8 protein-coding genes are annotated in these 11,826 nt (G+C 67.9%); 5 read left to right on the top strand and 3 right to left on the bottom strand.

Features of this window, described 5'->3' with window-relative positions:
- The first annotated feature begins 810 nt into the window (after nt 1-810).
- The 3 genes from AB0B82_RS27350 (at nt 811) to AB0B82_RS27340 (ending at nt 6,705) form a co-directional block, all read left to right on the top strand.
- A complete protein-coding gene (locus AB0B82_RS27350; protein ID WP_360174435.1) occupies nt 811-2,847 on the top strand; it encodes a thioredoxin domain-containing protein in 2,037 nt (678 codons plus the stop codon).
- A 225-nt stretch (nt 2,848-3,072) separates the two neighbouring features.
- Nucleotides 3,073-5,148 (top strand): M4 family metallopeptidase, encoded by a 2,076-nt coding sequence (locus AB0B82_RS27345; RefSeq protein WP_360174432.1) that lies wholly within the window; start codon nt 3,073-3,075, stop codon nt 5,146-5,148.
- A 135-nt stretch (nt 5,149-5,283) separates the two neighbouring features.
- The gene (locus AB0B82_RS27340; RefSeq protein WP_360174429.1) at nt 5,284-6,705 is read left to right on the top strand and encodes a M28 family metallopeptidase; all 1,422 of its coding nucleotides are present in this window, start codon (nt 5,284-5,286) and stop codon (nt 6,703-6,705) included.
- Here AB0B82_RS27340 and AB0B82_RS27335 read toward each other — a convergent pair.
- Together AB0B82_RS27335 and AB0B82_RS27330 are read right to left on the bottom strand one after the other, a co-directional pair.
- Entirely contained in the window at nt 6,702-7,190 is a 489-nt protein-coding gene (locus AB0B82_RS27335; protein ID WP_360174426.1) for a hypothetical protein, read from the bottom strand. The two genes, AB0B82_RS27340 and AB0B82_RS27335, sit on opposite strands and share 4 nt — an antisense overlap.
- A gap of 64 nt (nt 7,191-7,254) precedes the next feature.
- The gene (locus tag AB0B82_RS27330; protein WP_360174423.1) at nt 7,255-8,412 is read right to left on the bottom strand and encodes a phosphotransferase; all 1,158 of its coding nucleotides are present in this window, start codon (nt 8,410-8,412) and stop codon (nt 7,255-7,257) included.
- 53 nt (nt 8,413-8,465) lie between these two features.
- Here AB0B82_RS27330 and AB0B82_RS27325 point away from each other — a divergent pair, with 53 nt between their 5' ends.
- The gene (locus tag AB0B82_RS27325) at nt 8,466-8,906 is read left to right on the top strand and encodes a MarR family winged helix-turn-helix transcriptional regulator (protein ID WP_360174420.1); all 441 of its coding nucleotides are present in this window, start codon (nt 8,466-8,468) and stop codon (nt 8,904-8,906) included.
- Nucleotides 8,907-9,512: 606 nt separating this feature from the next.
- Here the strand turns inward: AB0B82_RS27325 and AB0B82_RS27320 are convergent.
- On the bottom strand, nt 9,513-10,208 hold the full coding sequence (locus tag AB0B82_RS27320) for a hemolysin III family protein (RefSeq protein WP_360174417.1): 696 nt from the start codon (nt 10,206-10,208) through the stop codon (nt 9,513-9,515).
- A 550-nt stretch (nt 10,209-10,758) separates the two neighbouring features.
- Here AB0B82_RS27320 and AB0B82_RS27315 point away from each other — a divergent pair.
- The gene (locus AB0B82_RS27315) at nt 10,759-11,538 is read left to right on the top strand and encodes an isoprenyl transferase (protein ID WP_360174414.1); all 780 of its coding nucleotides are present in this window, start codon (nt 10,759-10,761) and stop codon (nt 11,536-11,538) included.
- Nucleotides 11,539-11,826 lie beyond the last annotated feature (288 nt).

The raw sequence follows: 11,826 nt of genomic DNA, 5'->3' as shown, positions 1-11,826 counted from the left end.
GTGTTGTGGGTTCCTGACCCGTGTGAAGGGTGCGGAACCCACAACACCGTGGGTAAACCCACCGCGCGGCGGAACCCCCGACTCGCGCGGATATCGGCTCGTGCGAGTTTGGCTGCGCCGGTCGTCGTGCGAGCTGAAGGCGGAGGCTTGAACAGGGTGTGGTGGGTGTGGACTGATTATTGCCTGTCCAAGGTCTCGGGTGGGTGTGCAAGGTGCCGGGTGGGTGTGCAGGGTGCCGGGTGGGTGTGCAGGGTGCCGGGTGGGTGTGCAGGGTGCCGGGTGGTTGTGTGAGGTGCCGGGTGGGTGTGTGAGGTTCCGGGCGGGGTGCGCGGTCCCAGGATGGGATGTGGTCCTGGGTGGTCACGGTCCCGGGTGGGGACTCAAGGGGCCTCGGTCGCGGGGACACGCGCGGTCGGACAGCGCGGGCACCGATTCGGGCGCTCAGACCCACCCACGATCAGTCACAGGAGCCGGATATCCCTTCGTATTGGGGGTTCTCTGCTCGTGTACCGACAGAGAACCCCCAACACGAGGGGTTGGCCCCCGTGTTTGGCCCGCACGATCCGCCACGACCGCGACCCCCAGGAGGTGACCGCCACAACGCCACGCCCCATCGCTCCGGCCAACCTGTCACCCCGTCGGCCACGACCACCCCACCTCCGAACACCAGTCGTCCCGGTAACACCTTCGTCCAGCGCCAGTGGTCCGTGCGCTGCACGCCTCGAGACGGCGCAGAGCACGGCCGATCTCTGGTTCCCCGGGACCTAGCCGCGTTGTTCGGTGGTTCGGGTGGGCGCTTACGGTGGGGGTATGGCGAACGAGCTCGGGCAGTCGACCAGTCCGTATTTGCGGCAGCACGCGGACAACCCGGTGGAGTGGCGCGAGTGGTCGGAGCGGGCGTTCGCGGAGGCTCGGGAGCGGGATGTGCCGATCTTCTTGTCGGTGGGGTACTCCGCGTGCCATTGGTGCCATGTGATGGCGCACGAGTCGTTCGAGGACGCCGAGACCGCGGCGTACCTGAGTGAGCATTTCGTCAGCGTGAAGGTCGACCGCGAGGAGCGGCCGGATGTGGACGCGATCTACATGGCGGCGACACTGGCGATGACCGGGCACGGCGGCTGGCCGATGTCGGTGTTCATGACGCCGACGGGCGAGCCGTTCTTCTGCGGGACGTACCTGCCGAAGGAGTCGCGCGCCGGGATGGCGTCGTTCCGGCAGGTGCTCGAGGCGATCACCGACGCCTGGCGGAACCGGCGCGAGCAGCTGGACGGGATCGGGAAGCGGGTCGTCGAACAACTCGGCGCCCAGCAACCGGCCGGCGGGGAGCCGTACGACCTCGATCGGGCGGTTCAGCTGCTGAAGACCGAGTTCGATCCGGTCGACGCGGGCTTCGGACAGGCGCCGAAGTTCCCGCCGTCGATGGTGCTCGACTTCCTGCTGCGGTACCACCGGCGGACCGGCGACGAGGACGCGCTGGCGCTGGTCGCCCACACCTGTGACCGGATGGCGCGCGGTGGGATGTACGACCAGCTGACCGGCGGTTTCGCGCGGTACTCCGTCGACGGCCAGTGGATCGTCCCGCACTTCGAGAAAATGCTGTACGACAACGCGCTGCTGCTGGACGTCTACGCGCACTGGTGGACGCTCACCGGGGATCCGCTGGCGCGGCGCGTCGCGGAGGAGACCGCGGACTTCCTGTTGGCGGAGCTCCGCACGCCGGAGGGTGGTTTCGCGTCCGCACTCGACGCCGACACCGACGGCGAGGAGGGCAAGTACTACGTCTGGACGCCGGACGAGCTGCGTGAGGTGCTCGGCGATGACGACGCCGCCTGGGTGATCGACCTCTGCGACGTGACCGGCACGTTCGAGCACGGTACGTCGGTACTCCAGCTGCGGAAGGATCCGGACGACGCGGACCGGTGGAGCCGTCTTCGCGCCGACCTCGCGCGGGCGCGTGGCCAACGGACCTACCCGGGCCGTGACGACAAAGTCGTTGCCGCGTGGAACGGTCTCGCGATCACGGCCCTCACACGCGCCGGCGTCGTCCTCGGCAAGCCGCAGTACGTCGATGCCGCCGTCGCCGCGGCCGCGTTGATCCGGGATGTTCATCTCGATGGCGACCGGCTGTACCGGACGTCGCGGGACGGTGTCCGGGGGAGTGCCGACGGCGTCCTCGAGGACTACGCGGCCGTTGCCCAGGGCTACCTGACGTTGCTCGGAGCAACTGGCGATGCCAGCTGGTTCAAGGCCGCAGAACGCTTGCTGGGCAGGGTTCTGGAGCAATTCGTTGCTGATGGCTCGTACTTCGACACCGCTGCGGACGCGGAGCAACTGGTCTGGCGGCCGCAGGACCCGACCGACAACGCGACACCGTCGGGCGTCAGCCTCGCAGCCGAGGCGTTCAGTACGCTCGCGAGCCTCACCGGATCGGAGCGGTACGAGACCGCGGCCCAGCAGGCGCTGAACGCCTCGGCCACCATCGCGGCGCGGGCGCCGCGATTCGCGGGGCGGGCGCTGGCCGTGGCCGAAGCGGCGGCGGGTGGTCCCCTCGAGATCGCCGTCGTCACCTCCGACGGCGCGACGTCCGGCACGGCGTCTGGCACGGCGTCCGGTGCCGCGTCCGGCGAGGCGTCCGGTGCTGCGCAGGAGCTCGTGCGGATCGCGTACGCCGAAGCGCCGTGGGGTACGCCGATCGTCACGGGCGCGCGCGGACTCGCCGTACCGCTGATGGACGGGCGGGCCCTGGTCAACGGATCGCCGGCCGCGTATGTGTGTCAGAAATTCACCTGCCGGCTGCCGGTGACGTTGCCGGAACACCTTCGCCGGGAGTTGCGCCCCGCGGACTGAGCCGCGCACCGGCGCGGGTTTTCCCTGCGGTTTCGGTCGAATCCCTTGACTCACGGCACTGGGAGGGCAACAGTCTGTCCTCAGTCGGATGTAACAGAACTCGCATGTACCGACACGAAGTGTCACAAATGAGGCAGTGGCACTGTTGCGTCAGCATCCGGCGCGTCCCCAACTGAATTAGGTCGCTGCGCCCAAACAGCGACCACACCGTGAGGAGATGTTGTCTTGAAACGACTGACATCAGCAGGGGCGGTGGCCGTCGTCGCGGCGGCGGGTCTTGCCATGACGTTCACCGCTTCGACCGCGGGGGCCAGCGAACGCACGGCTCCGCTCGCGGTCGCCGGCTTCGACAAGCCGGCCGCCGTCCAGGCCGAACAGGCTCTGGCCCCGCAAACCGCCGCCGCGCTAGGGCTCGGCTCCGGCGAGCAACTCAAGGTTCGTGACGTCGTCAAGGACCCCGACGGCACCGAGTACGTCCGCTACGACCGGACCTTCAACGGTCTCAAGGTCGTCGGCGGCGACCTGATCGTCAAGCGCAAGGGTGAAGCGATCGGCCAGGTCACCTACAACCGCGGCGTGAAGTCGGTCGCGGTCGCCACCAAGCCGACGCTGTCCCAGTCGGCGGCGCTGACCAAGGGCGCGCAAGCGGCGAAGTTCAAGGCCACCGCCAACAAGGGTCAGCTTGTCGTCTTCGTGACGCCGACCAAGCCGGTCCTCGCATACGAGGTCGTCACCACCGGCGTCAAGGCCGACCAGACCCCGTCGGTGCTGCACTCCTTCATCGACGCCACGACCGGCGCGGTGCTCGGCCAGAACGACGAGATCAAGACCGGTACCGGCAACTCGATGTACTCCGGCACCGTGACCATCGGTACGTCGGGCAGCTACACGATGAGCGACCCGACCCGTGGCGGCAACTACACCACGGACCTCAACGGCGGCACCTCCGGTGCGGGCACGACGTTCACCGACCCCGACGACACCTGGGGCAACGGCTCGACATCCAGCCGGCAGACCGCCGGTGTCGACGCGCACTACGGATCGCAGCTGACCTGGGACTACTACAAGAACGCCCACGGCCGCAACGGCATCTTCAACAACGGCCAGGGCGCGCGCTCGCGGGTGCACTACGGCAACGCGTACGTGAACGCGTTCTGGGACGGTACGCAGATGACGTACGGCGACGGGCAGGGCAACGCCCGTCCGCTGACCTCGATCGACGTCGCAGGTCACGAGATGAGCCACGGTGTCACCGAGGCGACCGCGAACCTGAACTACTTCGGGGACGCGGGCGGTCTGAACGAGGCCACCTCGGACATCTTCGGCACGATGGTCGAGTTCTCCGCGAACAACTCGAGCGACCCGGGTGACTACCTGATCGGCGAGAAGATCAACATCAACGGCAACGGCACGCCGCTGCGCTACATGGACAAGCCGTCGAAGGACGGGGCCAGCAAGGACTGCTGGTCGACCAGCACCGGCGGCCTCGACCCGCACTACTCCTCGGGCCCGCTGAACCACTGGTTCTACCTGGCCTCCGAGGGCACCGGCAGCAAGGTCATCGGCGGTGTCACGCACAGCAGCACCGCCTGCAACGGCGCGACCATCACCGGTATCGGCCGCGACGTGGCCGCCAAGGTCTGGTACCGCACGCTGAGCACCAAGCTGAGCTCGGGCAGCACCTACAAGGACGCCCGGGAAGGGGCGATCAACTCCGCGAAGGAGCTGTACGGCGCGGACTCCACGCAGTGCAAGGGCATCGAAGCCGCGTTCAACGGCATCTCGGTTCCGGCCGGTGCGGCCGCCTGCTCCGGTGGTGGCGACCCCGAGCCGCCGACCGGTGACAACCTGCTGCTCAACCCGGGCTTCGAGTCCGGCTTCGTGAACTGGACCGGTACCTCCGGCCCGGTGACAAACAACTCGGGCCGTCCGGCCCGGACCGGCACCTGGAAGCTCTGGCTCGGCGGCAACGGCCGGAGCGTGACCGAGACTATCAACCAGTCGGTCGCGATCCCGGCGTCGGCGAGCAGCGCGACCCTGTCGTTCTGGATCCGCATCGACACCGCGGAGACGACGAGCTCGACCGCGTACGACACCGCCCGCGTTCAGATCGTCGACGGTTCGACGGCGACCACGCTGGCGACGTACTCGAACCTGAACAAGAACTCGTCGTACGTGCAGAAGACGCTCAATGTGACGCAGTACAAGGGAAAGACGGTGACGGTGCGGTTCGTCGGCCAGGAGGATTCCTCGCTGCAGACCAGCTTCGTGATCGACGACACCTCGCTGACCGCCAGCTGACTGGCTGCCCCCTGAGCAGTCAGTTCGACGGTGAACTGATCGTGAGCTGAGCTCACGGTGAATCGTCCGGGGCGCGCGCGGCCCTCCGCCCAAGGCCCGCGCGCCCCGGATTCCTTGCGTTCGAAGGAGTTCCTGATGCGCAAGATCGTCTTTCCGGTCGTGCTCGCGGCCGGCGTTCTGGGAGCCGGCGTCTTGGTGGCCGCGGGCAACGTTGCCACCGCGGCGGAGTCTCCCGACATCTCGGTGGCCAACGCCAAGGCCCACCTGGATCAATTGCAGTCCATTGCCACCAGCAACGGTGGCAATCGTGCAACCGGTCGGCCCGGCTACAAGGCGTCGGCCGATTATGTGAAAGCCAAGCTGGACGCTGCCGGGTACACCACCACGTTGCAGTCGTTCAGCACGTCGGCGGGTACGTCGTACAACGTGATCGCGGACTGGCCGCACGGCGATCCGAATCACGTGGTGATGGCCGGCTCGCACCTGGACAGTGTGAGTTCTGGTCCGGGGATCAACGACAACGGCTCGGGCAGCTCCGGCGTTCTGGAGACCGCGCTGGCCTATGCGGCCAGTGGCCAGACTCCGAAGAACCGGTTGCGGTTCGGGTTCTGGGGTGCCGAGGAGCTCGGGCTGCTCGGGTCGAAGTACTACGTGAACAACCTGCCGTCGGCCGAGCGGGACAAGATCGAGCTGTACCTGAACTTCGACATGATCGCGTCGCCGAACGCCGGCTACTTCGTGTACGACGACAACCCGGCCGGCAACGGTGCTCGGGACGATCTGGTCGCGTACTTCAGCACGAAGAACGTGCAGACCGAGTACATCGACGTCCAGGGCCGGTCCGACCATGCCGCGTTCCGGTCGTTGGGCATTCCCACGGCCGGTACGTTCTCCGGGGCCGAGGGCCGGAAGACGTCCGCCCAGGCCGCCAAGTGGGGCGGTACGGCGGGTGCTGCCTTCGACCCGTGTTACCACCGATCCTGTGACACCGCAGACAATCTGGATCTGACGTCGCTGGATCGCCAGATCGATGCCATCGGCCACATGATCTGGACCTACGCGCAGAAGGAGTACGGCGGCAGCGAGCCGCCGGCCGGTGACAACCTGCTGCAGAACCCGGGTTTCGAGTCCGGCGCCGCGAGCTGGACCGGCGATGTCGGCGTGATCACCAGCAACACGTCCCGCCCGGCACACACCGGGGCCTACAAGGCCTGGCTGCAGGGCAACGGCAGGAGCAGTACCGAAAACCTTGGGCAGTCGGTCACGCTGCCCGCCGGCGCCGCCGCGGCCGCATTGTCGTTGTGGATCCGGATCGACACCGCGGAAACCACATCCTCGCGGGTGTACGACACCGTCAAGGTGCAGATCGTCGACGGCGCGAGCGTGACCACGCTGGCGACGTACTCGAACCTCGACCGAAGTACGTCGTACGTCCGGAAAACGCTGGATGTCACGCAGTACAAGGGAAAGCTGGTCACGGTACGGTTCGTCGGGCAGGAGGATTCCTCGCTGCAGACGAGCTTCGTGATCGACGACGTCGCGCTGACGGCCGGTTAGAACTTCGTACAGCGTTTTCCGGGCGGGATGGCGGCTTCGGTGAACAGTTCGGTCACCGGAGCCGTCAGCGGCTCCAGGATCGGATCCTCGATGCGCGCGGTCCTTCCGTTGGAGGTCACCGCGATGACCAGGTCGTCGGGATGTCGAGTCGTCGGCTTGGTCGCAGGCAGCTTGGTCCAGTCGACCTGCTGAGCCGCGGTGGTGAGCTCACTCAGCAAGGTCGCGTCAAGGCGGCAGCGGAGTGTTCCCCGCTTGCGGTCGGTGACGGTCGCGACCCCATCGGCGGTGATGTGCACCTTCTCGTTGAAGCCGGCGAATCCACCGGTTCTCGAGACAGTGAGCGGCAGGGCGGTGCCGGTCGGCGTGGACTGGCTCGCGGTCGGTGTCGGCGTACTCCCGGTGCCGGGCTCGCCTTCGCTTCCGCATCCGGTCAGGACGAATCCGGCGATCACGGCAACTGTGGCGTATCTGCTCAGGTTCCTCACGCACCATGGATACCCGGAAGTGGGCCGTTCGTTGCGGCTGTGACACGACTGAGATGTGATCGCGTCAAACGACGGGGGAGACCAGATCCACCAGGGTGCGGGTCAGCAGCACGCGCTGCTCGAACAACTCGAACGTCGCCTCCGCCTTGCCGAACAGCTCCAGCGGCAACGCGGTGAAGACGGCTCGGACGAGCAACGAACCCAGGTATCCGTACCGCACCTGGTCCTCGTCGACCGGCATCCCGTCCGCCGCCAGCCCCTCGCGGAACGCGTTCAGGATCACCGTGTGGACGGCCGGCAACGCCTCCGGGGCGAGCTCGCCCGCGTGGGCCAGCCCGATCAGCAGTTGCCCCAGGTCGAAGCCGACCGCCTGCGGGCAGTCGAACCCCCAGTCGATCGCCACGAACTCGTTCGGGTTGTCGTGCGGGACCAGCAGGTTCTGCGGGCTCGCGTCGCCGTGCTGGTAGCACTGCGGCATCGCGTCGAGGGCGTCCAGTACGGCGGGTACGCGCTCGCCCAGCGCGAGCAGCTCGTCGCGCAGCCCGTGCTCGCCGAGATTGCACACCGCGGCCGCGAGCATCGGGTCTCGCCAGATCTGCCGGTCGGCGAGCGTGGGCAGTGCGTTGCCGAGGATTCGGCCTTGGGCGTAGTACCGCAGGGCGAATCCCGGCGTGCAGTACTGGCCGCCGCGGGGCAGGAGCGGCTCGACCAGGTGCGGTTGCCGGCGCGCCGAGAGTCTGCCGAGCAGGTACGCCGCGCGCTCGAAGCGGTCGATCGGCCACGGGCCCCACTCCTGGACGACGTTTTCCATCCACAGGGTCGCGCGGTCGTCGTGGTACTCGTCGATGCGGTAGGCGACCGGCAGGCGCATACCGTCCGGCAACAGGTCGCCGACGCCGCTGCGGTGGACGGCGACCTCGAGTTGCCAGGGCATGTAGTCGATGAAGCTCTGCCGGTACTCCACCGGCACGAACTCGATGATCGGGGAGTGCCGCACCGACTGCAGCTTCTTCACGAAACACGACCACTCGGCGCCGTCCCGTGTCGTCCCGAACACCCGGTGCAGCGAGTCGGTGCTCGGCGTCCCGATCGGGTAGTCGACGTGCTCGTGCCTGACCGCGCCCGGTACGGCGGCCGGATCCCCGGTGATCGTCCGTACCAGCGCGGTCAGGTCCTCCTCCCCCAGGGCGTCGCGGCCGAGTGGTGCGAGTTCGGTGATCATGTTCCCCCCAGAGAAGTAAAGTCACCTTACTATCGGTATAGTAAAGTTGCTTTATGACCTCCGTCAACGACGATTCCCGGGTCGGCGCCGCGCACGTCGGCCGCCTCCTGGGGATGGCCCTGCTCCGGATCCGCGCCGAGATCCTCGCCACGACCTCGGAACGGTTCCCCGGTCTGCGCGTCTCGCACTACCGGCTCCTGGAACTCATCCCGCCCGACGGCGCTCGCATCACCGACCTGGCCGAGATCGCCACGATGACCAAACAGGGCCTCGGGCAGCATGTCGACTACCTGCAGCGGCTCGGTTACACCACCTCCGAACGCCTCCCCGAAGACCGCCGCGTGCGCCTGGTCCGCCGTACGCCGCTCGGCGACGAGGCGCTGGCGTACAGCCAAGCGGCGATCGCCCGCGTCGAGGAACGCTGGTCCCGCCAACTGGGCCCCGACCGCTACGAATCCTTCCGCCAAACCCTCCGCGAACTAGGCGCCGACTAGCCTCGCAGCACAGCTGCCACGCCACGCCCCTCCGGCGTCGAGTCGTGAAAGATGGCTGGCGACGACAGCCGAATCTCACGACTCGCTGGGAGGCACCGGAGCCATTCGCCACGACTCGGTGGGTGGAACCGGCCGACGGGCTGATCGGTCGGCTTGTGGACCGCTGCGCTGACGAGACCTGCGTGCGGAAGTTGGCGGGGGCTTGGACAGGAACTGGTGGGTGGTGACCGGTTATTCCCTGTCCAAGCCCACCGCGAGGTGTTCGAGCCCACCGCGACGTGTTCAAGCCCACCGCGCCCTGTCCAAGCCCACCGCGCCCTGTTCAAGCCCACCGCGCCCTGTTCAAGCCCACCGCGACGTGTTCCGGCCCACCGCGCCCTGTTCAAGCCCACCGCAGCCGGTGCAGGCTCACCGCTGGTGGGTTGTGTCGCCGCGGGCGGGTTACAAGCCGCCATCGGCCAGGACAAGCCGCCATCGGCCAGGACAAGCCGCCATCGGCCAGGACAAGCCGCCATCGGCCAGGACAAGCCGCCATCGGCCAGGACAAGCTGGCGTCGAGAAGCAATCCGTCAGGGCACCTCTTCAGCTGCCAGCTGGTGAGGTAGGTCAGCCGGCGCGGTACGTCGCGATGCTGACGGCGATGTAGTGGCAGATGAAGGCGGCGACGGTGAAGGCGTGGAAGATTTCGTGGAAGCCGAACCAGCGGGGTGAGGGGTTCGGGCGCTTGGTGCCGTAGACGACGGCACCGAGTGAGTACAGGCCGCCGCCGACGGCGATCAGGGTGACGACCGCGGTGCCGCCGGCGCGGTAGATGTCGGCCATCCAGAAGATCGCGACCCAGCCGAGGGCCAGGTAGATCGGCGTGTAGATCCAGCGTGGCGCGCTCAGCCAGAAGACCCGGAACAGGATGCCGAGCACGGCGCCGCCCCAGACCAGGCTGAGCATCAGCACCCGGTCCTTGCCCTGCAGCAGCACCATGCCGAGCGGTGTGTAGGTGCCGGCGATCAGCAGGAAGATGTTGCTGTGGTCGAGCCGGCGCAGGATCGCCTCGCCGGTCGGGCCCCAGTAGAACCGGTGGTAGAGCGCCGAGATGCCGAACAGCAGCATTGCCCCGACGGTGTAGACCACGGCCGCCAGGCGGGCGTTCGCGTGCGGCGCCAGGCAGATCAGCACGATGCCGGCGGCGGTGGCGAGCGGGAAGGTGCCGGCGTGCAACCAGCCGCGGAGTTTCGGCTTGAGCGGGCCGAGCCGTCCGGAGAGTCGGTGACCGAGTTCTTGGGGCTGGGCGCTGCTCGCGGTCATCGCCGTCCTTTCGGGGGAGTCCGGGCGGGTGAGGGGTGGCGCAAATCGACGCCGTGAGGGGTTTGGTACCCGCCGATACGCAACCGTAACCTACGCAACCGTAGGTTCGCATCGGCCAGCAGGACGATTGTCGGCGAAGTCACCAGTTCGACCGCCGCAGTTCCCGCCGGAGTCACCACGGTACGGCGCTGTGTCGCGGCCGGTCCGCGCGAACGTCGAGGGTTCGTGCGAACGTCGAGGGTTCGTGCGAACGTCGAGGGTTCGTGCGAACGTCGAGGGTTCGTGCGAACGTCGAGGGTTCGTGCGAACGCCGAGGGTTCGTGCGAACGCCGAGGGTCCGCGCGAACGCCGAGGGTCCGCGCGAACGCCGAGGGTCCGCGCGCTACCCGACGCCGGTTCGTGCGCGACACACCCCAAGGGTTCGATGCCGGAAATGCCCGGAAAGTTCGGCGTTTCCCCGAGGTTTTCCCGGGGCGCTCCCAGGCCTCTCGGCGCGCGCGTTTCTGGGCTAGCCTCGTGACCGAGAGTCTTCGAGGAGAGCACCCTGCCCATGCGGACACCTGGCAAGCAGAAGCTGCGCAACGCGGTCTACGGCCTGTACGAGCGCCGGGTTCGCCGGTCCTTGTCGCCGGACCGGATCCCGCGGCACATCGGCGTCATCATCGACGGCAACCGGCGCTGGGCCCGGCAGGTCGGCGACCCGGTGTCGCGCGGTCACGAGGCCGGGGCGAACAAGATCTCCGAGTTCCTGGAGTGGTGTGACGACGTCGGCGTGAAGGTCGTCACGGTCTGGATGCTGTCCACCGACAACCTGACCCGCCCGGCCGAGGAGCTCGAGCCGCTGCTGCGGATCATCGAGCAGACCGTCGAGGAACTGACCGCGATCGGCCGCTGGCGGATCCACCCGGTCGGTGCGCTCGACCTGCTGCCCGGCACCACCGCAGAGGCGCTGAAGGCGGCGGAGACGGCGACGCAGGACGTCGACGGGATGCTGGTCAACGTCGCGGTCGGGTACGGCGGACGCCGCGAGCTCGCCGACGCGGTCCGGTCGCTGCTCCTCGAGGAGGCCGCGAAGGGCATCTCGCTGGAGGAGCTCGCCGAGCGCGTCGACGTTGAGCACATTGCCCGCCACCTGTACACGAAGGGCCAGCCGGACCCCGACCTGGTCATCCGGACGTCGGGCGAGCAGCGTCTGGGCGGTTTCCTGCTCTGGCAGAGCGCTCTGAGTGAGTTCTACTTCTGCGAGGCGCTGTGGCCGGATTTCCGGCACGTCGACTTCCTGCGCGCGATTCGGAGCTACGCGCAGCGCGAACGTCGCTTCGGGACGTAGTACCTCGCCCGCAGCGCGCGCACGCCGTACGCCGCCGCAGGTAGTAGGCGTACGTCGCCACGCCCAACGCCACGCCCCACACAATCCAGAGGATGCCCGGCCCGTTGACGGCCCACTGGTCGCGCTGCACGGGGATGCGCAGGTTCATCACCCCAGCGGGTACCAGTACGACCGAAACGATCGACGCCGGGACGATCGCCAGGTACGGCGGGACGCGCCGACCGGCCTTGAACCAGATCCAGCGTGGATACACCTCGCCCCACCGGTGCACCAGCCCGTGGGTGAGGA

This window comes from Kribbella sp. NPDC048915, assembly GCF_040649595.1.
In the GTDB taxonomy this organism is placed as follows: Bacteria; Actinomycetota; Actinomycetes; order Propionibacteriales; family Kribbellaceae; genus Kribbella.
The sequence above is the reverse complement of the archived record's forward strand: the minus strand, read 5'-3'. Positions and strand labels throughout refer to the sequence as shown.